19 protein-coding genes are annotated in these 23,865 nt (G+C 51.0%); 6 read left to right on the top strand and 13 right to left on the bottom strand.

Annotated features, from left to right (window positions below; genetic code table 11):
• Window positions 1–153 precede the first annotated feature (153 nt).
• Genes AC0VZ8_RS06240 through AC0VZ8_RS06230 form a run of 3 tightly spaced genes read right to left on the bottom strand, consistent with a single transcriptional unit; the run spans window position 154 to window position 2,045 of the window.
• A complete protein-coding gene (locus AC0VZ8_RS06240; protein ID WP_475486385.1) occupies window positions 154–351 on the bottom strand; it encodes a hypothetical protein in 198 nt (65 codons plus the stop codon).
• A 21-nt stretch (window positions 352–372) separates the two neighbouring features.
• Window positions 373–1,581 (bottom strand): hypothetical protein, encoded by a 1,209-nt coding sequence (locus AC0VZ8_RS06235; RefSeq protein ID WP_475486384.1) that lies wholly within the window; start codon window positions 1,579–1,581, stop codon window positions 373–375.
• Complete coding sequence (locus tag AC0VZ8_RS06230) at window positions 1,578–2,045, bottom strand: RNA polymerase sigma factor (protein ID WP_475486383.1); 468 nt, start codon at window positions 2,043–2,045, stop codon at window positions 1,578–1,580. The genes AC0VZ8_RS06235 and AC0VZ8_RS06230 overlap by 4 nt, the downstream gene beginning before the upstream one ends.
• A 147-nt stretch (window positions 2,046–2,192) precedes the next feature.
• On the opposite strand from AC0VZ8_RS06230, the gene AC0VZ8_RS06225 reads away from it, so the two are divergent.
• Together AC0VZ8_RS06225 and AC0VZ8_RS06220 are read left to right on the top strand one after the other, a co-directional pair.
• Entirely contained in the window at window positions 2,193–2,780 is a 588-nt protein-coding gene (locus tag AC0VZ8_RS06225; protein ID WP_475486382.1) for a TetR/AcrR family transcriptional regulator, read from the top strand.
• A gap of 195 nt (window positions 2,781–2,975) precedes the next feature.
• Window positions 2,976–4,403 carry an MFS transporter gene (locus AC0VZ8_RS06220; RefSeq protein ID WP_475486381.1) on the top strand — a complete coding sequence of 476 codons (1,428 nt, stop codon included), beginning with the start codon at window positions 2,976–2,978 and terminating at the stop codon, window positions 4,401–4,403.
• 447 nt (window positions 4,404–4,850) lie between these two features.
• On the opposite strand, the gene AC0VZ8_RS06215 is transcribed toward AC0VZ8_RS06220, so the two are convergent.
• On the bottom strand, window positions 4,851–5,369 hold the full coding sequence (locus AC0VZ8_RS06215; protein WP_071221261.1) for a TetR/AcrR family transcriptional regulator: 519 nt from the start codon (window positions 5,367–5,369) through the stop codon (window positions 4,851–4,853).
• Between the two features lie 242 nt (window positions 5,370–5,611).
• On the opposite strand from AC0VZ8_RS06215, the gene AC0VZ8_RS06210 reads away from it, so the two are divergent.
• The gene (locus tag AC0VZ8_RS06210; RefSeq protein WP_260067082.1) at window positions 5,612–6,082 is read left to right on the top strand and encodes a DinB family protein; all 471 of its coding nucleotides are present in this window, start codon (window positions 5,612–5,614) and stop codon (window positions 6,080–6,082) included.
• 122 nt (window positions 6,083–6,204) lie between these two features.
• On the opposite strand, the gene AC0VZ8_RS06205 is transcribed toward AC0VZ8_RS06210, so the two are convergent.
• The 7 genes from AC0VZ8_RS06205 to AC0VZ8_RS06175 form a co-directional block, all read right to left on the bottom strand.
• Window positions 6,205–6,936 carry a nucleoside phosphorylase gene (locus tag AC0VZ8_RS06205; RefSeq protein WP_071221263.1) on the bottom strand — a complete coding sequence of 244 codons (732 nt, stop codon included), beginning with the start codon at window positions 6,934–6,936 and terminating at the stop codon, window positions 6,205–6,207.
• 1 nt (window position 6,937) lies between these two features.
• Entirely contained in the window at window positions 6,938–7,612 is a 675-nt protein-coding gene (locus tag AC0VZ8_RS06200) for a sulfite oxidase-like oxidoreductase (RefSeq protein ID WP_071221264.1), read from the bottom strand.
• An 89-nt stretch (window positions 7,613–7,701) separates the two neighbouring features.
• Window positions 7,702–8,625, bottom strand: a complete 924-nt coding sequence (locus AC0VZ8_RS06195) for an ABC transporter permease (RefSeq protein WP_113060298.1) — start codon at window positions 8,623–8,625, stop codon at window positions 7,702–7,704.
• A complete protein-coding gene (locus AC0VZ8_RS06190) occupies window positions 8,609–9,676 on the bottom strand; it encodes an ABC transporter permease (protein WP_475486380.1) in 1,068 nt (355 codons plus the stop codon). The genes AC0VZ8_RS06195 and AC0VZ8_RS06190 overlap by 17 nt, the downstream gene beginning before the upstream one ends.
• On the bottom strand, window positions 9,676–11,169 hold the full coding sequence (locus AC0VZ8_RS06185) for an ABC transporter ATP-binding protein (protein WP_475486379.1): 1,494 nt from the start codon (window positions 11,167–11,169) through the stop codon (window positions 9,676–9,678). The genes AC0VZ8_RS06190 and AC0VZ8_RS06185 overlap by 1 nt, the downstream gene beginning before the upstream one ends.
• Before the next feature lie 69 nt (window positions 11,170–11,238).
• Complete coding sequence (locus tag AC0VZ8_RS06180) at window positions 11,239–12,282, bottom strand: BMP family lipoprotein (RefSeq protein WP_475486378.1); 1,044 nt, start codon at window positions 12,280–12,282, stop codon at window positions 11,239–11,241.
• A 390-nt stretch (window positions 12,283–12,672) separates the two neighbouring features.
• Window positions 12,673–16,539: an RCC1 domain-containing protein gene (locus AC0VZ8_RS06175; protein ID WP_475486377.1), complete on the bottom strand. Its 3,867-nt coding sequence runs from the start codon at window positions 16,537–16,539 to the stop codon at window positions 12,673–12,675.
• Window positions 16,540–16,728: 189 nt separating this feature from the next.
• Here AC0VZ8_RS06175 and AC0VZ8_RS06170 point away from each other — a divergent pair, with 189 nt between their 5' ends.
• Complete coding sequence (locus tag AC0VZ8_RS06170) at window positions 16,729–19,350, top strand: winged helix-turn-helix domain-containing protein (RefSeq protein ID WP_475486376.1); 2,622 nt, start codon at window positions 16,729–16,731, stop codon at window positions 19,348–19,350.
• Window positions 19,351–19,499: 149 nt separating this feature from the next.
• Here AC0VZ8_RS06170 and AC0VZ8_RS06165 read toward each other — a convergent pair whose 3' ends face one another.
• Complete coding sequence (locus AC0VZ8_RS06165; RefSeq protein ID WP_475486375.1) at window positions 19,500–20,852, bottom strand: MATE family efflux transporter; 1,353 nt, start codon at window positions 20,850–20,852, stop codon at window positions 19,500–19,502.
• A gap of 213 nt (window positions 20,853–21,065) precedes the next feature.
• Between AC0VZ8_RS06165 and AC0VZ8_RS06160 the strand changes: the two genes are divergently transcribed.
• Complete coding sequence (locus tag AC0VZ8_RS06160) at window positions 21,066–22,340, top strand: chitinase (RefSeq protein WP_475486374.1); 1,275 nt, start codon at window positions 21,066–21,068, stop codon at window positions 22,338–22,340.
• Between the two features lie 121 nt (window positions 22,341–22,461).
• Here the strand turns inward: AC0VZ8_RS06160 and AC0VZ8_RS06155 are convergent, their stop codons facing one another.
• Complete coding sequence (locus tag AC0VZ8_RS06155) at window positions 22,462–22,827, bottom strand: MmcQ/YjbR family DNA-binding protein (RefSeq protein WP_071221273.1); 366 nt, start codon at window positions 22,825–22,827, stop codon at window positions 22,462–22,464.
• A gap of 213 nt (window positions 22,828–23,040) precedes the next feature.
• On the opposite strand from AC0VZ8_RS06155, the gene AC0VZ8_RS06150 reads away from it, so the two are divergent.
• Entirely contained in the window at window positions 23,041–23,796 is a 756-nt protein-coding gene (locus tag AC0VZ8_RS06150; RefSeq protein WP_475486373.1) for a YheC/YheD family protein, read from the top strand.
• The last annotated feature ends 69 nt before the right edge of the window (window positions 23,797–23,865 follow it).

Genomic DNA, 23,865 nt, shown 5'->3' with positions numbered 1-23,865 from the left:
TCCTTTTTTAACTACCGTTAGGTAGAATTTTAAAGCAGAGGATATGGGGTGTCAATGTTTTTTAACTATCGGTAGGTAAAAAATAAAAATCGCCGACGCTTACCGCGTCGACGATTCGTATAATTTCGTTTAGTACCCTAATCGGCTCACCGATTAAAGCATTCTTCTTCCCATCATGATGATGGTTTCAAGCAGCGACTTCCACTTTCCTTCGACTGTACGTGCAGCCGCTGTGGCGTAGACCGCTTCATTGCGTTTAGAGCGCCATTTCGTTGCCATCCGGCATCGTTCCAGTTCCTGACGGAGATCGCGAACATGCTGTTTGGCAATATCTTCATTATTGATATTCATGGTTTCATTCCTCATTTCTTTTTATAGCGACAACATTCCGACATTACCAATACCTGCAAGCTCCTCTTCCGTCCCCTTCACTATAATACTTCCATTGTTTACCCGAAGGTAAGGGTACAAAATGCCTTTAATTCTTTTTTCCCCTACAACGACTTCGCCGAAAAGATCCAGGGAGGACACCGAGGCCTTAATATCTTCCTCGGTGACGTCATCGTCAAAGGTCAGCGTCCCGTCAACGATGAAGCTCGCCGGCTGGCCCAAAGCCGCCAGCTGTTCCTTTGACCAGGTTTCCTCGCCGCTGATGAACACAAACAGCCGCTCATAACTTACGATCTCGGTATTCAGGTTGGGGCAGCGCTCCCAAACCAGATCCTCGATCTCTTCGCCGCAAATGATAAACGAATTTGATTGAATCTCCGACACGGCCTGGCTGAAAGCGTCACGGGTCACGTCCGCCTCGAGAATTAGCGGCTTTTTCGTGTAGAGCTTATGGCCTTTAAAGCGCCGAACGGTTCTTGCGTTTAGCCTTAACGGTTTGGTTACATACTCGAATCCTGCCGGGATCACCTCGACCAAGCCGTTGATCTTTTTCAATTTATCGTAGAAATAAGGGGATTGATGTTCATGGATAATCGCCTTGCCGTTTACTTGGATCTTTTCAATCCGTGCCGAGAACTGCTCCATATCCAGCTCCTTATCCAGATGAACCATGCCGTTCAGGACCAGCTCCATAGGCTCGCTGCCGGAGGCCAGATATGCATTGTTCAACTGCACTTTCCCGGACTCGAACCTGGGTTCGTATTCGTAAGCGTGAATCTCCGCGCTGGCGCCTCCCACTTTGAGGAGTGCAGAGGTAACGGCAGCGGCCAGATGCCGGGGAGCATAAACCTCACCGTTGACCACCAGGTGCAGCGTGCCGTTCTGGAATGCTTCAAGCGATACTCCCTTATCGATGATGACCGTGCCGTTAACGAATACGCGGTCCGGCTGCTCCAAGAGCTGAAAATATTCCTCGTCCAGCCGCAGCGTGCCGCTGTAATAACGATGTCCCTCGGGGATTTCAATCGTCTTGCCGATATTGCCTGTGTTTTTCAACAGCGTGAGCAGGTGTGCCGTCTCTGCCCGGTATATCACAAGACCTACGTTTCCGATCCGTTCGATGCTTGTTACGGTTTCCTCCGTTGCCTGCGTAAGATCCAACATTCCCACATTTTCAATGATTCTGCTCATTTCATATCTTCCTCCCATAGTTTTCTCAATTTTTTGATGGCGGTTTGCAATTTGTACCGAACGGTGGCTGCCGGCATGCCCAGCTGCTCGCCGATTTCCTGGCTGGACATGCCGAGCCAATAGCGCTTAAACACGATATCGCTCTGCGATTGCGGCAAACGGGCGAGCCATTCCGTCATTTCGATATTGCGGCTTGAAACGGGGAGCTCGGTGACGTCCAGATCATCCTCCCACGATACGAGCCGCTTCTCCCGGCGGCTAATATCGATCATGCGATTTTTGACGACTCTGAAGAACCAGGCCTTTTGCTTGTGAAGGGGCAGAGCTGCCAGGTTCGGCTCCTTGATGGCCTTCATAAAGGCATCCTGGACCAGATCATCCGCTTCGTAGGCATGCTTGGCGATGGATCTGGCATAACGCTGGACATCGTCCTTCAGATTTTCATAGAGATCACATACTTGCATTAGCCAACCTCTCACTTTTCGTTTTGTCTTTTCTGTTAATATAACGTTTGGGCAAAAGAAACTGATGGATTTCTCTAAAAATTATTTTCTTGACCAAACAGTCCGGAAAATATATGATGTGTAATTAAAGGGGGCGTCATGAAGACCATGGGAAGAAGCAAAGAGTTCGACACAACGCTTGTTCTTCATAAGGCCATGGAGATTTTTGGCCACTACGGTTACGAGGGCACATCGCTGCAAAATTTGCTTGACGGGTTAGGCATAGCACGACAAAGTTTATACGACACCTACGGGACGAAAAAGGATCTGTTCATATTAGCTGTGAAGCACTACGTGAATGAGAAATCAGCGGCGGCCGTCTCCATCCTGGAACGTCCCGGTTCGGTGAAGGAGTCCGTGGCAGCGATCTTTAAAGAGATCGTCACCGTGCTTAAGGATGAGCAGCGCCGCAATGAATGCTTTATCCTGCACAGTGCCATTGACCAGGTTCCTCACAATCCAGAGATTGCGCAATTGTTCCGGCAGGATTCGGAGCGACTGGAAGAAGCCTTCTACACGGCTCTGGTCCGTGCCCGGCAGCAAGGTGAATTAACCGATCGGCAGCATGACCTGCGGGCGCTTGCCAGATATTTATATCATGCGCGATATGCGTTAACGCAAGCCGCGAAGCTTTCAACGAATCCGGCAGTATTGGACGATATCGCTGCAGTCACGCTGTCTGCACTGGATGCCTAATAAAGAATGAAAAAAATAATGAAGCGATTGGGTTTCGCTTCATCATTTTTTAGATATTTCAGACCAATCAGTCTAGAAAGGAGGTGGTAGTTATGCCTTTTACTTATCTAGGAGTGAGTATTTTCAACACCTAATTTTTTTTGCAAATTCCAGACTATTTAGTCTAAAAACATGATGAAAGGATGTTCATTCGATATGAATCCAAACAACTATAAAGGATTAGCATTGGTGCTGTTAGCCGTATCCCAGCTCATTCTTGCGCTGGATTACACCATTATATTTGTTGCATTGCCGTCCCTTGGAGCGGAACTTGGTTTCTCGGCCCTGCATCTGCAATGGGTAGTCAGCGCTTATTCATTGGTCTACGGGGGGTTCCTCCTTATCGGGGGAAGATTATCCGATCTGCTCGGCAGACGCCGAATGTTTATGATTGCCATGGGATTATTCGGCCTGGGTTCTCTGCTTGGCGGCTTGGCTGACTCCCAGTCCCTGTTAATTATTGCAAGGGGACTTCAAGGTCTTGGAGGCGCCCTTCTATCGCCCGCTACCTTGTCATTGATCATGTCTAATTTTGAAGAAGGCCAAGAACGCAATCGTGCCATGGGAATCTGGGCTGCGATGGGTGGAGTCGGCTTATCGCTTGGACTTCTTCTCGGCGGATTATTAACGAGTTACATCGGTTGGCAGTCGACGTTCTTCGTGAATGTGCCGATTGCCGTTCTTGTCCTTATTCTTGCACCGATCGCCCTGAAGGAGAGCAGAACATCGTCCCGTTCACGCCATTTTGACGTGGCCGGCTCACTGTCTGTAACGGCAGGCATGCTGCTGATTGTCTATTATCTGATTCAATCTCCGGTAGATGGCTGGCTGAATTTCAGAACGATCATCCCCGGGGTCATAGGAATAGTTCTGCTCATCTTGTTTGTTATTATCGAAACCCGGACGAGGGAGCCTTTGATTCCCTTTAGACTGTTTCGATTGCGCAGTTTAACCGGTGCCGCTCTGACCGCCACCATTTTTTCCGCGTCATTCGGAACGCTCTACTACTTCTTAACGCTGTATACCCAAGAGGTTCTTCACTATACTGCCGTCCAGTCGGGTCTCAGTTTTTTGCCGCTGACCTTAAGCGCTCTTCTCGGTGCCAAGCTGATAAACAAAATGATATCCACCATTGGCGTTGCCGGTACCATTGCCGGCGGTATGGGCCTTGGTGCTATCGGTTTTATGCTCCTTACCGGATTGTCGGAAACAGGCTCTGCGTGGGGCATCATCCCGGGCATGGTCATCATCGGTCTAGGTCAAGCGTTCGTATTTACGACAATGTATATTGCCGGCAGTTCAAATATCCATATGAACGAGCAAGGTCTTGCATCCTCGATCGTCTCGACCGGACAGCAAATTGGAGGAGCCGTGGGATTAGCTGTCATCATGGCAATCATCTCGTCAAGCTTGGGTACAAATACGCCTATGGAATCAATGGATCCTGGTGATTTGAACGGAGCCATTCGGATCGCTTTCATTATAAATACAGTAACAACATTAATCGGTATCCTTGTAGCTTTCGTTACGCTCAAACAGAAAAAAACGGCATCTCTCGATACGAATGCTAAGCCTCTTCATTAATTGACTCAGCACCGCAAACCACAAAAGCACGCTAACCCCCCGTGGTCAGCGTGCTTCCATCCTTTAATCCCACATCGAGAACAATACCAGCAGTACCGTTATAACCCCGAACAAGAACGAATACTTTGAGAACCACATGGAGTCCATATTTTCCTTCATGATCATTTCACCCCCTATCATTTAGTTAATCCAACATGACATTACGTCCCCTGTCCTTAATCCCACCAGCTGAGCACGCACAACAGCGTGACTGTAACGAATATCCCATCAACGAATTTAAGATGAAGTTTAGCCAACCATATCACCTCCTAAAGCTAATCTACACTCAATTTAAAAGTTAATGATTGATTGATCAATCACAATGATTTATAAAAAAGTGCCCTTATCCCGCCGCGCACCAGCCTTGAGGTACGCGGGCGGCACTGTCAGAGCGCGCCTGGGCGTGCTCTATCTTATGGGCATCATATTCGGCATATCCATCGCCATAGCTACATTGCACAGCATGCCTCGGGCCAGAAAATCGGAAGTTTTCTTGTCGGCATCCTCAAATCCCGCTCGCACAAAGGCATTCTCCACGAGATCCTTCACCTCATTCATTCCCTGCTGCATCGCTTCGCGGATGGGCGCTTCCTGAATCGTCTGCGCCTGCATCTGGAGCAGGATCTCGCTGCGATGCGATTGCACAATCCCTTCGTATGCCTGAATCAAACCCAACTCCAGATTCTCTGAAGAAGCGGATTCGATCACCGCTTGGAATGCCTTCACAATGCGCTCCCAGGAAACAGCCAGCGATTCCACAAGCAGCGACTCCTTGGTAAAGAACCGATAGACGTAAGGCTGTGATATCGCTGCCCGTTCGGCAACCTGAGCCGTGGTCGCGCGATAATACCCAATTTCTGCAAACACTTCGATGGCTGCCGCCACGATATCATTGCGCCGATTCGCAGAGGTTGATGCTCTAGCCATTTCTTCCCCTCCTTTCTTTCATTTCGATCCATTATTGATTGACCAATCACTAATTAAACTCAGTATATACGGTACGCTTTATTTTTGCAACTGCTTTTTCCAAAATTATTAAATTCAACATCTGGCTACAGCTTAACGCGTAGGGAAGGAATCCGCTATTTCTTATCGAACTGTTTTATGAACCGCAAATTAGCCGCATCATCCAAGAAATTTATTCTGTGATCGATCAAGGAGGACAAATCATGAGTCATGAAGGTCAACAGCTATTCGAACGATGGCATAAACACCGTACGGTCTTGCTTCATCTGCTGCAGGACGTTCAGAGCGAGCATTTGGACTATAAACCGTGGGAGAACGCCTATACCTTGGGCGCATTAGCAGTTCATATTGCGGCGTCCTCAGACATGTTCCTGCGCTCCATTGTAAAAGGCTCGTTCTCTCCACCCTCTATTTCCACCGAATTCGAAAACATCGATGACATTAGAAATATCGTTCAAGCCTCGACCGAATCGACTACAGCGGTTTTTAATGAATTGTCCGACATCCTGCTGGAGCAGCCGCTGGACTTTAACGGGTTTGTTGCCCCAGGAAAAGTGTGGCTGAGCAACATGGTCGACCACGAAATCCACCATAAAGGGCAACTATTCACTTATGTTCGAGCTGTGGGTATTGAGAAGGTTCCCTTCTTCACGGTCCAGCCGTCCAAACAGTAAAGATGGGTATGACTGGATTTGCAGCTGCAAGTTCCTGATACTCCCCGAATTCATCTCACGCAAAATAAAAAGCCGGGTCTCCTGCAGCTTACGCTCAGGAAACCCGGCTTTCTTACCCCTTACTAACCCTGCTTCGCCAGCTTCACCACAGCCTGCAGGGCCGTGTTAATTTCGCGTTCCACCGCGTCGGCAACCACATTCGTGTTCGGGTCGTACTCGGCCGCGAGGTCGGCGTCGGCAAAACCGTCCATGGCGACAATCGCGCCTGCGCGAACGCCGCGGATCGCCGCAACGACGTACAGCGCCGCAATCTCCATCTCGACGCCGAGCGCTCCTGCTGCTTTATACTTCTGGTGCGGTACTTCTTCAACGCCGTTAAAGAACACGTCCAGGGTTACAGTAATCCCCTTGCGAACCACGCCTTCGCCAATTGAAACCGCGGATTCGTACAGTGCCTCCGCTACCTGACTGTCTGCAACCGCTGGAAAGCCGTCTGGCACGAGCTGTTTCGTCAGGCCATCCGTGCGGATCGCAGCCGTGCTGACCACAAGGCTTCCCGCGGGAGTATCCGCCCGATAAGACCCGGCCGTGCCCACGCGAATCAATGTCTTCGCCCCCGCGCGGATCAGCTCCTCAAAACAAACTGCAGCTCCCGGACATCCAACCCCGTGGCTGGTTACCGCGAGTTCAACGCCTTCATACGTTCCCACGAAGGTGCGGTACTCGCGGCTGAACGCGAGCTCGCGCGCGTTTGTAAGCTTGCGGGAAATGGTCTCCGCACGCTTGGGATCGCCGCAGACGATCACAAATTCAGGTATATCTTCCGAGTTCACTTGCAAAATAGGCATCAACATATTAGTCAAACTCCTTACGTGTCCATTCGTCTTCGGGTATATCCAGCGCCTCGCCGCTAAACCGCTCTTCCTTAAACGGGTCTGCTTCATTATGGAAGCCGTTGCGTTCCCAGAAGCCCGGGCGGTCTTCCTTCATAAACTCGATGCCGCGCAGCCATTTGGCGCTCTTCCAGAAATAGCGATGCGGCACAACCGTACGCAGCGGCCAGCCATGCTTGTCCGTCAGCGGCTCGCCGTTAAAGCGATAGGCCAGCAGCACATCGTCCTTAAGCAGATCCTCGATGGGTACATTCGTGTCGTAATCGGGATCGGCATGAAACATGACGTATTTGGCATCCGGCTTGATCTTCAGCCCCGCCAGGAAATCCCGGAACAGGATTCCCTCCCATACCGTATCGAACTTGGACCAGCGCGTGACGCAGTGAATGTCCGCGTTCACGGTCACCGTTGGCATCGCCAATATATCTTCATAAGAAAACGTCCGTTCCTCTTCGACTTCCCCGAACACCTTGAGCGTCCACTCCGACATGTCGTAATGAGGAACCTCCCCCTCGTGCAAAATGGGGAATTTCTCGGTCAGCGTCTGCCCCGGCGGCAGCTTGGCACGCTGTTCCTCGGTCAGGTTGCTCACCGCCACCGGCTTCATTTTTTTCAATCGTTCTGCCTTTTTGTGCACCAAATTCATCTCCTTTACGCTTGATCGCTGTTGCATCCTTATCGTTTGGATGACTTCAGTCACAGGTCGTCGCGGCGCGGCGTACGCGCCTATCTGGAGCTGGATCCCTGCTTCAGCGCATCCTGCTGGAAGCTTTTGTCCTTAAAGAAGAACATCGCCAGAATCGTCACGACATAAGGCAGCATCTGCGTAAAATGCGTTGGCAGCGCCAGCCCCTGGAACCGGATGCTGAGTGCATCCATAAAGCCAAACAGCAGGCTTGCCGCCGTTACCCCAAGCGGACCCGATTGGCCCAGCATCGTGGCAACGAGCGCGATAAAGCCGCGCCCGGCCGTCATGCCTTCCGTAAACATCGTCACTTGTCCAAGCGACAGCTGCGCGCCGGCAAGCGCACATAACACGCCGCTCGCCAGCACGGCTCCATACTGATACCGTCTTACACGGATGCCCACGCTTTTGGCAGCGAGCGGATTTTCGCCGGCAGCCAAGAACCGGAAGCCATTCTTCGTGCGATAGAAATAATACCACATGAGGCCCGCAATCAAAAACGACAGATAGACAAGCGGCGTCAGGCCGGCCAGAATGGGACCGAGCACCGGAATATCCTCGATAATCGGAATGTTCCATTTCGGCAGCCCGACCATCGTATTATCATAAAATGCACCTTTTACATCAAAAATAGCCCGTAAACTAAACGTGGTCAATCCCGCCGCCAACGCATTCATCGCGATACCGACCACAATGACGTTCGCCTGCAGATTGATGCTGAGATAAGCAAATATAAAAGAAAAAATCGAAACGATTGCAATCGCGAACAATATCGCATAAAAGACGTTGCCGAAGAAGTGGTTCCCCACCACGGCAGAGAAAGCCCCCAGCAGCATAAAGCCTTCCAGACCGACATTGAACAATCCGACGCGCGAACACAGGGCACCGCCGAGGGCCGCAAGCAAGATCGGAGTGAGCACGCGGAGGGCCGAGTTGATTAAAGCAAGATCAAACAGCTGTTCCATCGGATTTGTTCCCCTTTCTGCGCTTCAGGAAGCTGTATGTGAATCGGGCGGAGATAAAGAGAATCAGCACGGCTTGGATGATTGCTCCTACCTCAAGCGGCACTTCCGTATTTCGTTCCACGCCCATACCGCCTGTCTGCAGCGCGGCCAAGAAGATCGATGCAATCAGCGTGCCGATCGGATGCGATCCTGCCAACAATGCAGCCATAATGCCCGTCCAGGCATAGTCGGCCGTAGATAATGCACCATCGATATAGCGATATTGGGAGCCCAGAATTTCAACGGCGCCGCCAAGTCCGGCCAAGCCGCCGCTGAAGAACATGGCCCCAAGCATCATGGGACCGCGTTTAACGCCCCCAAACAGGGCAAACAGCGGGTTGCCGCCAAGCATCCGCACCTCGTAACCAATCACGGAGCGCTTCAGCAGAACGAATATAATCAACGCAGCCATCACCGCGAGCACAAAGCCTACATGCAGCGGCATACCGGAAATCAGCTTTGGCAGCCACACGCTGTTATCCAGCATTTCGGATTGAGCCATCGCAGCCGAGCCCGAACGGTCTTTCAGCGGATAGGCAACCAGATAACCTGCAAACAATACCGCCACATAGTTCAGCAGCAGCGTGGAGATCAGCAGGTTCACCCGGAACCGGGCATCAAAATAACCGGCCATCACCGACCATAATCCACCTGCGATAACACCTGCGAGAATCGCAACGATGCACACCAGCCAGCCGGGACCCGGCATGTACAATCCGACCAATGCGGCAGCGAGTGCGCCAAACACCATCTGACCTTCCGCGCCAAGGTTAAAGAAACCTGCACGGAAGGCAAACGCTGCGCCCAGACCGATCAGAATGATCGGGGTCGCCCGGGACAGCGTATTCGTGAAGAAATACATGCCGCCGAAGGCACCCTTCCACATCTCCGCGTAAGTCTGCAGGATATCGCCGCCGGCAATCATGATGGCAATGGCACCGGCGAGCAACCCCACAATGATGGCGGCGATCGGCTGGAGCAGCGGAAGCGTAAATTTTGTCCATTTATTCATTACAAGGTTCCTCCCGCCATCAGCAGTCCCAATTTCTCCTCTGTCGCTTCCTTCGCCGACAGCTCGCCCGCGATCCGGCCTTCAAACATAACCAGAATGCGGTCGGACAGTTTCAAGATTTCCGTTAATTCCGACGATACGAGCAAAATTCCCGTGCCCTCTTCGCGCCGCTTGAGCAGCTCGCCATGAATCGTCTCCATGGCCCCGATGTCGACGCCGCGCGTCGGTTCGGCTGCGATCAGGAACGGTGTTCCCTGCTCCAGTTCCCGTGCGACGATCAGCTTCTGCAGATTGCCGCCGGATAAATACTGCGTGCTGGTCTCCAGGGAGCCCGTCTTGATCGAGAACTTCTGAATCCATCCGGAAACCAGCTTACGAATGTCCTTCAGATTGAGGAAGCCGCCCTTCTGCAAGCGGCGATGGTGACCCATAAGCCCGGTATCCATAACGGTTGCAATGCGATTCGCCCCCCACACATACCGATCCTCGGGAATATGAGCTAATCCGTGCTCCCGTATTTCTCTTGTCGACATGCCGGTTACGTCCTTGCCCGAAACGGCGATCCGCCCGCTGTCCGGCTGAGCCAGACCGGAGATCACCTGAAGCAGTTCGGACTGCCCGTTGCCGGAAATACCGGCAATCCCGACAACCTCACCCGCACGGACGTCCATATTGACGCCGTCCAGAACCGGCTTTCCTTTCGTACCGCGGATTGAAACATCCGATACTTCCAGCACCTTCTTGCCGGGCGTGACCGGCTTACGATCCAGCTCCATGAGCTCACGGCCGACCATGAGACGGGAAAGCTCATGGGCATCGGTATTCCCCTTCTCCACTACGCCTGTCACGGCGCCGTCACGGAGCACCGTGATGCGATCGGCCACATCAAGGACCTCGTTCAGCTTATGGCTGATCAGAATAAAGCTCTTTCCCTGTTTGGAGAGCTGTTTAATGGCATCCAGAAGCTCCTGAACCTCAAGCGGCGTCAACACGCCTGTTGGCTCATCCAATATAATGATCTCGGCGCCCTGATACAGCACCTTCAGTATTTCAACCCGCTGCTGCACGCCGGGGGCGCTGCTGCTAACGGTGGCGCGCGGGTCCACTTTCATGCCGTATTTTTCACAGAGTCCTTCCACGATCTTTACGGCTTGCTTGCGGTCAAACCCTGCACCTGAGCCCGGCTCATTGCCGATCACGATATTCTCGGCGATCGTAAACGTAGGAAACAGCATGAAGTGCTGGTGCACCATGCCGATTCCGCCTTGAATCGCGTCAAGCGGGCTTGCAAACGAAACTTCCTTGCCATTCAGCCGAATCGTACCCGAGGTTGGCTGCTCCATCCCGTACAATATCCGCATCAGCGTCGTTTTGCCTGCACCGTTTTCCCCGACTATCGCATGAACCTCACCCGCGCGCAGCGAAAAATCAATGCCGCGGTTTGCGCTGAACTCGCCATACTTTTTCGTAATATTGTCCATCTGGAGTAGCATCGAGTCATGCCTTCCTTTCACTTCTGAATGAAAGACCGACTGCTCATGTGCAGCCGGTCCAGGTGAGAACTAATTTTGTTCCAATGCGTTGGTTACTTTAATCTTTCCGGCGATAATATCGTCGGAAATCACCTTAAGCTGATCCACGATGTCTTGTCCAATGAATGGGTTAAGCGGTGTTTTGCTCTCATGGGTTACGTAAGTAAGACCCACGCCGCCTTCTTTCAGACCGTAATCACGAATATCGAATGAGTATTTGTCTTCTGCAAAGTCTTTAACCGTTTCGTAGACAACAGCGTCTGTACCTTTCAATTGAGCAAGCACAACGTGCTCGGGATCCGTGCCCGTGTTATCCGTATCTTGTCCTGAAGCGTAGAAGCCTTTCTCTTTCGCGGCTTCGAATACACCCAAATCACCAACAGCGGAAAGGCCTGCAACGAAATCGGCACCTTTGGAGTTCTGCAGGAGTGCGAGTTCCTTCGCTTTAGCCGGATCTGTAAAACCGCCGACGTAGTTAACGAAAATTTCAACGTTAGGGTTTACCGATTTCGCACCTTCTGCAAAGCCGGTCATATATTTATGCATAATAGGAATGTCGTCTGCAACCACGTTGCCAACCTTGTTGGTCTTCGTAGCCAATCCAGCTGCTGCACCAAGCAGGTAAGCTGCTTCATGTTCACGGAATACGACGCTGCGGACATTCGGCAAATCCACTACCGTATCGATAATGGCAAAAGGCACGTCCGGATTCTCCGGTGCAACCTTCTTCAGTGCATCTTCCATCTGGAAGGTGGATGTAATAATCAAATCATATTTTTCGGCAACCGCCGTACGCAGGTTTTGCTCAATCGAAGCCGGGTCTGTCGATTCAATCGTCTTCACTTCGACATTGAAATCGGCAGCAGCCTTCTGCAATCCTTCTTCCATCAATGCAAAGAAAGGATTCACGCCGATCTTCTCAGGGAGAACAAGTGCAATGCGTTTCTTATCTTGAGATCCTTCAGAACCGCCATTAGCTGCACCACTGTCAGTAGACTTATCATTATTGCCGCAACCTGCAAGCAATCCAACGGATAATACGAGTGTTAATAGAATTGACCATGTCTTTTTCATTTCCTGACCTTATCCTCCTAAGTGAGCACTTTTTATACTATTATCCTATGGTATAGACAAGCATATGTCAAAACAAAAATTTTAGCGTTTTATGTAGTTTAATGTGTTTTTTAGCAAAAATTTGGTGGAAAACTGCGGATATCACAGAACATTACCTTATCCAAATGTCGATAATGTTCGGAATTTGCCAACATTTGATCAAACGTTTTCGACAAGGATCAGGATGAAAACGCATTATTTTCAATTTCTCGTATCCTATAAACATACCTGCAAAAAAAAGGATGCCTGATGGCATCCTTTTGAAACTTGATTTCTATTTAGATGAAGCAAGCAACATATGAGATGCTTCTCGAACCTTCCTCCATCATTAAGGAAGTCTTTGTTTGGCGCTCAATCAATCAGCTCTGCCGCTCTCAATAGTCGCTGCAGCATGGCTGCTGCTTCGCCGCGGGACAGCCCCTGCAGCGGCATAAGGTCTTCATATGATCCATGGATAATTCCTAGTTTCACCAGTGCAGCCGCAGCCGGTCTGGCCCAAGGGGACAGGTCTTCACGGTCTTTGAAAGATGAAAGGACAGCAGCTGATTCCATCTCATTCATTGCAGTCGTTAATCCTGCCAACTCCATGACTCTACCCATGACCGCCATCGCCTCTTGGCGCGTGATGCCTTGAGCCGGCCGGAAACGGCCGTCCTCATACCCCTGAAGAAGCTCATACTGCCCAGCTTGTGCAACGACGGCGGAATACCAGTCGCCTGCGCTGACATCCTGAAAAGCAGGGACTTCGCCCTTCGCCTCAGGCATACCGAGTGCCCTCACGATCATAGCAGCAAACTCCGCACGGTTCACTTGAGCATTCGGCGCGAAATGAAGCGCCGCGGACTGATTCGCACTTGTGCCTGCCGCAGCATCGACAAGTCCGTTTCCATTCAGGATCATTCGCGAAGCAAGATCGTTGACGGCATCCTTGGACCAATGAAACGAAACATCGGCAACGCTCGCTTGATGAGATGCGAAAGCAACGGTTCCAGCAGCGAGACGGTGCAAAACAGCCTCGCTGCTTCCATCCTTCTTCATCTCTATTCGCGTCGGTATATGATAGAAATCTCCATTCTCATCCAACCCAACAGCTGTAGTCATTGGGCCAGACAGTCCCTGTGGCCAAGAAATTCGGTGCTCCACATATTGTTGAAACGGATCCAATTGCAGGGATTGGTCATGAATCTTAGCTGTAATCTCAAAATCGACAGGCAAACCGACAAGGGTTATGCCGGATTGCAGCGCCGCCTTCTGAACGGCCTTTACCTTAGCTGCATTGCTGGCCGCCATCGTCAGAGTCACCAACATTGGATCCGCTGCTATCGGCTGATCCAAACTTCCCGACTGTTTCCAGCGCGATGACGCCATCACCGCAGCAGGAACACGGAATGTACCGAGAACAGATCGGATTTCGATGGCGCCTTGCTTAGCATCAAGATGGTTAATTGCAGCTCCGCTTATTTCCAGGGAGACATGATCCGCAGGCTGTGCAAGCGCAATGACGATAACCGGATTGTATTCCACGGTCCTTAAACGTGCTTCCAGCTTTGCCGTATCCAGTTTCATCGAAACGACAGTATGTCCATCTGTCTCATGGAACAAGCCTGTAACCATCCCTTCCTGAGATTCATCGTTTAGCGTAACTCTGACATTCACCTTATTCTCTGATGGCGTGGCACTGCCTGATGCACCTGAATTAGCGTATTCCGAGCTTGAGCCGGTGCCTCCAGGAGACGAACCTCCTCCCGGTTCTTCAGGCGTTCCACCTCCGGTTGACGACGCTCTTGTGACCATCGCTTTATATTTCAGATGCTGGCCATCGGGCGCCGTCACAACGACCTCGATGACATGGTTGCCGACGGAAACCGGCAATTCCGGGCTCTTTTGGCCGGAGAGGATTTTGATCGGCCCCACTTCCAAATCCCCGGCTTCCCCGTACACGCTAACCGTTACCTGCACACGGGCGTCATACACCTGAGCAGTCACCGTGAGGCGATCATTTTCGTTGGCTACCTGTGCCTTGTAATCATAGTGATATCTATTGAATGCAGGGCTCAGACCGACTTCTCCTCCAGGTGAATTCAGCGCCAATGCTTGCAAGGTGGCGTCATACGCCGGGGCCGCAGGTTCCCTGACCGTAAAGCTCCAGGTATCAGCTCCTTGAATTCCGGTGAAATAGGTGCCCGAATGGTTACCGGTAAAGGCACCCGACTCAATCTCAACATAATAGCTCTTTCCATAGTCGAAATCGGCCAACGGATCTAGAGTCACCGCGTTCCCGAGAATCGCTACTTTACCTGCATCGGCAGCATCGAAACTCTCCACAACGCGCTGATCCGCAGCTTGCCTAATCGTAATCGACTTACCGGACACAGCCATCACGTCTTCATTAAAGACAATCTGCAGGGTCGCATCACTTTCCACGCCTACAGACTGATGAGCCGGCGTATACGATACCGCCGTAAGTTCAATCGATGCCGGGTTCTTACTCCATTTGGCATACAGCGTGACATCCTGCGTACCGAAGGTAAGCTTGCCGCCGGCTGGATAATCGATCCCGCTTCCGTCGGCCTTCGTATTCCAGCCGACGAAGGTATATCCATCCTTGCCCAGTTGACCCGTATTGCCCGCCACAACCGTTTCGTCGCCTCTGGCAAACAAACCACTGCTTACCGGAACATTCCCTGCGGTATGTCCATTGCCGTCATAGGTTAACGAGTAGATTTGCGGCCAATTGGTTGTCACCTTCAGCATGCGGTATGCGCTTTTCCTGCCGACGGCATCTTTGGCAATGACGTTAAAATAATAATCCGTGCCTTCCGTAAGTCCGTTTACTACAAGTCCGGTTTGATCCGCCGCGTAGCTTCCGACCGGCATTCCATTCCTCTCCATTTGACTGACATCCCCGACATTCGGGCTGCCGGATATATATAACAGATACTGCAGCTCGTGCTGCTCCGTCATATTGTCACGGGCCTTAGGCCACTCCAATCCAACCGAGTCCGAGGTAATGCTGTACGGATTCAAGATCCCGCTCCCTGGATCCGGGGTCGTGGTATCCAGCACGGCCTTCGACAGGGTAGGAATATCCCTCGTATTATTGTATGTCCCATCCCCAATTTGTCCTCCGGCGTTAGAGCCCCATGCCCAGACGCTTCCATCCTTTTTCATGGCCACGCTATGAAAGCCGCCCGCGGAAATTTCACGAACATGCTCGATCCCTGACACAGAGACCGGAATTAGGCCGGAAACATTAGAGCCCAGGCCGAGCTGCTTCTGACTGTTATCCCCCCAGCTCCATACGTTTCCTGCTTGGTCCACTGCTAGGCTGTGGTACCCTCCGCCTGCAATCGCAACAATATGCTCCAGGTTCCGAACCTGCACCGGTTTCGTTCGGTTTGTTCTCGTGCCGTCCCCAAGCATGCCGTATGTGTTTTTTCCCCATGCCCAGACGGTGCCGTCTTGTTTAACGGCCAAACTGTGGGAACCCCCGGCAGCGATCGCAATGACGTCCGTCAGCCCGTCAACCTGCACCGGAACGTATCGGTCCGTTGTCGTCCCGTCGCCAAGCTCCCCGCTTCCGTTCACGCCCCAGGCCCATACGGTACCGTTCGATTTCAGTGCAAGACTGTAGTATCCCCCAGCCGCAATCGCCATCACATCGCTTAGACCGTTCACCAGAACCGGAGCGTTTTGTTGTATTCTCGTTCCATTGCCCAGCTCGCCGTTGTCATTTTTCCCCCAAGTCCATACGCTGCCGTTCTCGGTAAGCACCATGCCGTGATAGCCCAATCCGCCCGATATGGCCTTGATCCCGCTTAAACCCGCAACTTGCACGGGAGCGTTCACATTCGTTGTCGTACCGATTCCTAACTGTCCGTTCTCGTTTGCCCCCCAGGTCCATACCGTTCCGTCCTGTCGGAGCGCCATGGAGCTGCGGACGCCGGAGTGTATGTCAATGACATGGTTCAAATTCTTCGCCATGACCGGAGCGATCCGGGTATTCCAACTGTCGTCGCCCAGCTGCCCCCTGTCTCCATACCCCCAAGAGTAAACCTCACCGCTGCTTACGAGCGAAACGGTATGATAGTAACCGGCAACAAGCTTCGGTGCAACCGCGGTGGCCGCGAAGGCTTGCCGGTATCCGAATACCCCATCCATCTGCATCAACAACAAAGCTATGCACAGCAGGATTTTCCCTGAACGCTTTATCATCATCTCCTCCTCCTTCATTTCATCAGCGCTTATAAACCACAATCCGGATCGGGACCGTGGTACCAAGGATGCTATCAAATAAATGGAAGGGAAACGATTGACAAACGTTAACTTTTCATCATTTTTTTCATATAATCTAGTTATCTTGACTCAAATTTCGTAAAAATAACGTTCGTATATGGCGAGGTACCTATGAAATTACTGACCGATTCACCCATCCTGAAAACGAAAATAAGCCTACCCGGGCTAAAAAAGCATCTCATTCACCGGGATCGGCTTATTCAAGCGATGACAGCAGGTCACAATGGACAACTGACTGCCATTATTGCCCCTGCCGGATACGGCAAATCGACGCTGCTGGCCCAATGGGTTCATGGAGCCAACGAGCGATGCGCCTGGGTGTCACTGGATGAACGGGATAACGATCCCGTCCGCTTTTGGCGATACGTAACAGCCGCCTTGGCTTCGGTTCTTCCACAACAGCAAGGAGATCGGCTTATGAACCATACGCATCTGCTGCCAAGCGCCTCGATTGAAACCTTTTTGGACACGCTGATCAGTGAATTATATGAGGAGCAAGAAGCCCTCAATCTCATTCTCGAGGACCTGCACTGCATTCACTATAAGGCAATCCATGAGGGAATTTCCTACTTGATTGATTACCTCCCTGAGCATATTCATCTATTCATCTCATCCCGAACCGAGCTCCCATTCCCCACGATGAAAGGGATGGTTAACCATGAGGTCAACCATATCGGCATGAAGCAGCTGGAATTCACCTCCGATGAAACGGAGCACTTTTTCCGTCATGAATCAGATAGCAGCCAGCCCCGTCTTTCTCCGATACAGCTGGATACATTACTTAATCAAACGGAAGGCTGGATAACCGGGCTCCAACTTGCCTCGCTTTCCCTTCGAGCCGGCAACGATCTGGAGCCATTCATCGAAGATATGAAGGGAAATCAACTTCTAATCTCAAAATATCTGTTTCAGGAGGTGATAGGCAGGCTACCTTCCAAGGTGCTCACTTTTCTCCTGCAGACCGCAGTCCTATCCGAGCTTCATCCTCAGGTGTGCGATGCTGTAACCGATCTCAGCGAGAGCCGCCCGATGCTGGAGGAGCTGCTGAAGCTGAATCTGTTTCTGGTTCCACTGGATGATCATCACACCTGCTTTCGCTATCATCATCTGTTCTCGCAGTTTCTGCTGGACCTCCTGCGACGTAAATATAACGGGGAGTATATAAAGCGTCATCGGCTTGCCGGGCAATATTACATTTCCATCGGTTCAATGGATGAGGCCATTAACCATATGTTTGCAGCACAGGATATGGAGAGTGCCGTGAACTTGCTGGAGCAGCATATGCAAACCGTGCTTGAACGGGGGGAAATTGCTACCTTGCTTGAATGGTTTGACCGCATCCCATCCCAATTTTCGATTACGCTTGAAATGTCATTAGCACATGCCTTTATCGTCGTTCTGGCAGGGGATCTGGAGCGGTCGGAGCGCATGCTGTCCCGGATTGAAGAAACGTGCGCCGCACTCGCGGCATCGGATCGACGGGAGCAGCTCCGAAGCAGCATCCTGTTCGTGCGTTCCAATCTTGTTTTTCTGAACGGGGACTTCGGTAAATGGTTCACTTTCAGTGAGGGCATCCTTGACAACCTGGTGCCCGACAATCCGATATACTACCAATTCGATTACAACCGACGTGAGCCTTACGTAAGGCGTACCCCTCTCGGCATGAAGGGAGCTCTTTCCGCCGATACGGAGAGGATCGCGCACCTATTCACCGGTGTGCTGGAATCCCATGGATGGGAGCATTCGCTCATGAATTTATATGTAAAGGCATCCTTGTGCGAGGGGTATTACGAATGGAACCGGCTTGCCGAATGCCGTCAGTTGCTGGTGCAGATTCGAAATGCGCCCCCCGCCAAGGAAACCATGGGTTTGTTCGTGCCGCTTCACATAACCGATGCCAAGCTGTACGCTGCAGAAGGCAAGTTTCATCTGGCTCATTATGCTCTGGATGAAGCGTGGACCGCTGTCCTCGCCAGGAAAGCAAGCTCATGGCTTGCTCCGTTAAAGGCTATACGATGTTTACTCTATATCAGGGAGGGGCGTATAACCGAAGCCCGGAAGGAAGCTGCCGGCCTCCCTATTTCCGTCAAGGACAAACCAACCTACAGCCGGGAAATCGAATATCTGGCGTTCGTTCGCCTGTTAGGCAAACAGCGTAAGGAGGCCGAGGCGCTTCACCTCCTGGAGCTATTGAAACCCCAGGCTGAGCGCGAACAGCAGCGATCCAGCATCATAGAAATCACAGGCCTGCAAGCGCTGCTGGAATATCAGCGTGGTCAGCGAAAGCAGTCGCTTCTTCTCCTTGGCGACGCTTTGCGTATAGGAGCACTGAACAGTTATGTCCGTTCCTTCCTGGACGAAGGAGAGGAGATGTACCAACTGCTGAGGCTGTATGCAAACCACCAAAGACAAGAAGGCGGCATAAAGCCGGAGCAGCATCAGCTGCTTGAATATGTAAGCATGCTGTTGGAGCATTTCCCGGTTTATTCCCAAGGGGATCCTTCATCGGCCAAAGTACACCTTCCTGTTCTCCCGGAACAACTGAATCGGAACGAAATGAATCTCCTGCGCCTGATCCGGCAAGGTGCCGCCAATAAACAAATGGCCGCTGCACTCGGCCTGTCCGAAGGAACGATTCGAGTATATTTATCCAGACTGTATGGCAAGCTCGGCGTGACTACCCGCACCCAGGCTCTGGTTAAAGCCCAGTCATTAAACCTGCTGGAGGATTGAACTTATAACCATACAAAAATGCACCCCCTAGAATTTCATCGGATAAACCAGGGGTTTATTCCAATGTCCATTCTAAGGGGTGCACTTCACGCATTCCCGAGGTTTTTTTACTCTATGGATTTCCTTATCTTATGGCTATCGTCTACCCATCATGAGCTGAAGGATCGTATCCATTTGAATCGGTTGACCTTCACGATCGCCACAAAACACTTCAGAATCTGATCGGACTTCAAGCAAATGAATATGGCGAGCGGTGATAAATGGAACACAAACGCGCATAATGCCGATGATGGCAGCACGATCAGCCACATAAAAATCAAATCATTGTAGAGCACAAAGCGGGTGTCTCCCCCGCTTCGCACAATGCCCGTCAATGCCGGCATTTGATAAGCCGTTCCGACGACGGTGATCGACAACACCGTCATGAAATGCAGCGCGAGTGTCTTCGCTTCATCGGAGATGGAGTAGAAGCCCAGCACGAAATCCTTAATCACAAACAGCACGGTGCCCGTCAGCAAGCCAAGAAGGATATACAGAATCTGCAGCGTTTTGGCATAGGATATGATTTTGTCCATCAAACCTTCTCCGATGGTCTTCCCAATCAGCACAGCCGTTGCGCTGGCCGAAGCGTATACGATGACTGTCACCATCTGGAAAATCGTTGTGGCAATGCTGTTGGCGGCGATCGCCGATTCTCCCATATGCCCCAGGATGGCGGTTTGTGCCGCCATGGCAAGCCCCCATATCGTGTTGGACATCAGAATCGGGGAGCCTACGCGAATATACTGTTTGAAGAGTTCCATATCGAACTGCAGGAAATCCTGCATTTTTAACAAAATTTTACGGTCGAACCGCTTAATATAAACGATGACAATCACGCATTCAATGATTCTTGCCGTCAGAGTAGCGATAGCCGATCCGGCAACGCCCAGTTCAGGAAAACCCAAATACCCGTAGATGAGGATATAGTTCAGGCAGATGTTGATTATCAAGGTCGATAACGATACCACAAAGCCGATTTTTACCGTTTCCACGCTACGCAGTGAAGCCAGCAAGGAATTAGTGACGGCAAAGAAGATATAAGAAAAACAGATGATTCGTAAATAGTCCACGCCGGCGACGATGACATTCTCTTCCTTCGTAAACAAAGACAATACCTCATGCGGGAAAAAGAACACGATTATCCATAACACAATACTGAGGAAGATCGCCATGCGCATGCCGATGCTTGCCGCTTTTTTGATGGAGCCTAAATCCTTCGCCCCCCAGAATCTGGATGACATGATGACCAATCCTTCGCATACGCCCAAAACCAGCATGTGCAGCAGGAATTGGATCTGGTTCGCGAGGGCAACGCCCGATAGCGCCGATTCACTGTATCCTCCCAGCATGACGTTGTCCGACAAATTCACGCCGACCGATATCAGGTTCTGCATCCCGATGACAAGCGTCAGCCAGAAAAAACTTTTGTAGAACCCTTTTTCGCGAACAAATAAACTCATGTCAGTTAACCCTTCTTTGTCTATAAGATGATGAATCTCTAATATATATATGAAATTACGCAAATGAACAGAACAAAATGAAGTGAAGGATCCTTTCATTAGAATCATAGAATCATAGAATCAAAAACATAATAACATTATAATGTTTTTACTAACATACCGTATATATGATGGCAGTGTAATCCAATCCCAATGATGCAGAGGAGAATGTGTATGACCGTGTGGAAATATCCGTTATCTCGCAAGATGATCCAGCGAAGTATGATTGCAGCCCTCGGCGCTGCCCTCCTCATGCCCCCGCTTCATGCCTTTACAGCCGATGAAGCGCCCCAAGCCGATGCATCTTCCACTCATTCGGCAGCCGGCGCTAGATCCGGCACCTCGGCTCCAGCACAAATCACGGAGAGTCCAATCGGTTCCCTGGCGATCGGGAAGCATAGGCTGATCAGCCGGAAGGAGATCGACCAGAACTGGGACGGCCTCGATCCGGATTATACACCGGAGAATGCGATCGCAGCCGTTAAAGCGCTGCTATCGGAGGAAGATTTCGAGGCGTTGTTCCCTTACCGGCTGGGTTCGGCGGAATGGTTTAAAGTCGCCAGTGGCAAAGAATACTACAAAGCCGATCAGACAGATTATTTCTCATACGATAATCTCATCAACGCGGTCGCGGAGGTCTCCAATCTCAAGATCAAGATCAGCACGCGGCAAGGAACTCCTTCCGCACAGGAGATTTACCGATTAGACAAGGACGCCCGCGTTGAAACACTCGTTGTGCGTTCAGCTGACTTCCATTCGGCTGAGAACCTTAACAAAACGATTGAAACCGTTATCATTGATGGCGGCACTTTCCTGAGGGAAGGGTTCAAGAAGGACCGTAAGCGCGAACTGGCAGCCTTCCTCGCCAATCTGTCCCACGAGACGGGCGGAGGCTGGGCTACCGCACCTGGAGGCCCGCTCCGTTGGGGTTTATTCTGGAACGAGAACATCGCCGGCCGGACTGGCGTTAATAAAGACGCCTTCGTCGATCCTGCCAACGCTGAGCTGTATCCCGGAACACCAGACAAACGCTATTATGGACGGGGACCGATCATGCTCAGCTGGAACTTTAACTACGGCCTGTTCAGTTCCATCATCTATGGAGACAAAAGCGTGCTGCTGGACCATCCGGAGATCGTTGCCACTGACGGTAAGATCGGCTACATGACCGCCATCCTGTTCTGGATGACGCCGCAAGACCCGAAGCCTTCCGCCCACGACGTCATAGTTGGCAGATGGAAACCTTCCCCGCTCGAGAAGTTCAGAGGGCTTGGCGATCCCGGCTTCGGTACGACCGTAATGGTCTTGAACGGCCTGGAAGCCAACCTCGGTGAAACCGAGGGCAGCCCGGTGCAGCGGCGCGCCGGCCATTACCGCGATAATACAAGCCGTATGGGTGTTGATACTACGGGAGAGAAAGTAGATACGCTGGGAATGAGACCATTCTGATACGAAACCTTCCTACGGAGGTTGGAACAGGCATAATGGTATCCTCTAATCATCGCCCTCTGGCAAATGGATGTTTTCCTGCCTCCACTCTGCCACAGGGCGATGATTCATTCATCAGGCTTCAGACCAGCCGCTGAGCGATTGCAACGCGCTGAGCTTTCGGTAAACTCTTGAGCACCAAATCATAGGAATGATCAATCATATCGTGCAGGTCCGCTTCCGTTAAGGAACCATCCACGGCAACCGTATTCCAATGTTTCTTGTTGAGATGATATCCGGGCTGCACCGCGTCATGCTGCTGACGCAAATTCTCTGCGATCACCGGATCGCATTTCAGGGATATATGGCTGACCTTCTCTCCTGCCGTTGTGGTAATCAGGGCAAACATTTTGCCCCCGACTTTCATGACGATTGGAAGCGGTCCGAACGGATAGTCTTCGGTTGCAGCTTTCTTGGAAAGACAGTAAGCAATGAGTGGGCTTCGCATCTGGAAATTCTCTCCTTCTTTCATCAGATCTATTTGATTATAGTAGATGATGTTTCCCTGTTCAATCTAGTTGCAGCAGTCTTATTTATCATCTTATTATTTTCGATAAAAAAAATTTTTCAAACACATAGCTTGGTTCAAGGCCAACGTGGAGGCTTGCTCTACTTTTTCGGCATATGCTGAACAAAAAAGAGAGAGGTGAGCCTCTTAACTATGAAATATAAAAGCAGTACCATCAAAAGCAAATGGAAGAAAACGAAATGGTTAAACGAAGATTCTTATTTCAGACAATACGTACCGCACACATTGCCGTTCAGCAAAAAAAACCTGAACGCTATGCTGGCGGACTACACCACGGTTTTCTTCAAACCTACGGATGGTTCAGGCGGTGTAAACATCATCCGAATCCGCAAAACGGACGGGGGCTACCAAAGCCAGCTGAATACCAAGAAAACGTCGTACTCCAGCTCATCTCAATTGTACCGTGATCTGAACCGCTTTGCCGGGAGCAGACCCTACCTGCTGCAAAAAGGAATTCGTTTGGCCAAAAGCAATGGCAAGCCATTCGATATCCGGGTGATGGTCCAGAAGACTAAGCAGGGAGCCTGGGTGAGCACCGCCTTATTCACCAAAGTCGGCAACCCTAACAAAGTCGCAACCAATTATAATCAAGGCGGCACCATTGGAACGTTCCGCAAAACGATGAGCGGCGCCAATTTCACCTCGGCCTACACCCAGCAGCTGGAGTCCGAGCTCAAGGGACTTGGCGTGGCTGTTGGCAAAAACTTTGACCGCCATTATCGCGGTTTCAAAGAACTGGGACTCGATGTGGCTGTGGACTCCAACGGCAGACCATGGATTCTCGAGGTGAACACCAGACCGCAAATTTATCCGCTCAAAACGTTAAAGGATCGGAGCCTGTACTATAAAGTTCTCTCTTACGGAAAGCATTATGGGCGTACGAAATAATAAGGATAAACCGTTCTCGCATAAACAAAACTGCCGGGCTTAGTGCCCGGCAGTTTTATTGAAAACTAA

The organism is Paenibacillus sp. QJM3NY_38, from assembly GCF_056173265.1.
This window is presented reverse-complemented; position numbering and strand designations above follow the sequence as displayed.

Excerpts from the sequence above, each read along its gene's own strand:
- AC0VZ8_RS06165 (WP_475486375.1), bottom strand. The coding sequence starts at position 20,852 with ATGAGTTTATTTGTTCGCGAAAAAGGGTTCTACAAAAGTTTTTTCTGG.
- AC0VZ8_RS06195 (WP_113060298.1), bottom strand. The coding sequence starts at position 8,625 with ATGGAACAGCTGTTTGATCTTGCTTTAATCAACTCGGCCCTCCGCGTG.
- AC0VZ8_RS06215 (WP_071221261.1), bottom strand. The coding sequence starts at position 5,369 with ATGGCTAGAGCATCAACCTCTGCGAATCGGCGCAATGATATCGTGGCG.
- AC0VZ8_RS06180 (WP_475486378.1), bottom strand. The coding sequence starts at position 12,282 with ATGAAAAAGACATGGTCAATTCTATTAACACTCGTATTATCCGTTGGA.
- AC0VZ8_RS06175 (WP_475486377.1), bottom strand. The coding sequence starts at position 16,539 with ATGATGATAAAGCGTTCAGGGAAAATCCTGCTGTGCATAGCTTTGTTG.
- AC0VZ8_RS06150 (WP_475486373.1), top strand. The coding sequence starts at position 23,041 with ATGAAATATAAAAGCAGTACCATCAAAAGCAAATGGAAGAAAACGAAA.
- AC0VZ8_RS06225 (WP_475486382.1), top strand. The coding sequence starts at position 2,193 with ATGGGAAGAAGCAAAGAGTTCGACACAACGCTTGTTCTTCATAAGGCC.
- AC0VZ8_RS06170 (WP_475486376.1), top strand. The coding sequence starts at position 16,729 with ATGAAATTACTGACCGATTCACCCATCCTGAAAACGAAAATAAGCCTA.
- AC0VZ8_RS06185 (WP_475486379.1), bottom strand. The coding sequence starts at position 11,169 with ATGCTACTCCAGATGGACAATATTACGAAAAAGTATGGCGAGTTCAGC.
- AC0VZ8_RS06205 (WP_071221263.1), bottom strand. The coding sequence starts at position 6,936 with ATGTTGATGCCTATTTTGCAAGTGAACTCGGAAGATATACCTGAATTT.
- AC0VZ8_RS06235 (WP_475486384.1), bottom strand. The coding sequence starts at position 1,581 with ATGAGCAGAATCATTGAAAATGTGGGAATGTTGGATCTTACGCAGGCA.
- AC0VZ8_RS06155 (WP_071221273.1), bottom strand. The coding sequence starts at position 22,827 with ATGCGAAGCCCACTCATTGCTTACTGTCTTTCCAAGAAAGCTGCAACC.
- AC0VZ8_RS06210 (WP_260067082.1), top strand. The coding sequence starts at position 5,612 with ATGAGTCATGAAGGTCAACAGCTATTCGAACGATGGCATAAACACCGT.
- AC0VZ8_RS06220 (WP_475486381.1), top strand. The coding sequence starts at position 2,976 with ATGAATCCAAACAACTATAAAGGATTAGCATTGGTGCTGTTAGCCGTA.
- AC0VZ8_RS06240 (WP_475486385.1), bottom strand. The coding sequence starts at position 351 with ATGAATATCAATAATGAAGATATTGCCAAACAGCATGTTCGCGATCTC.
- AC0VZ8_RS06230 (WP_475486383.1), bottom strand. The coding sequence starts at position 2,045 with ATGCAAGTATGTGATCTCTATGAAAATCTGAAGGACGATGTCCAGCGT.
- AC0VZ8_RS06190 (WP_475486380.1), bottom strand. The coding sequence starts at position 9,676 with ATGAATAAATGGACAAAATTTACGCTTCCGCTGCTCCAGCCGATCGCC.
- AC0VZ8_RS06160 (WP_475486374.1), top strand. The coding sequence starts at position 21,066 with ATGACCGTGTGGAAATATCCGTTATCTCGCAAGATGATCCAGCGAAGT.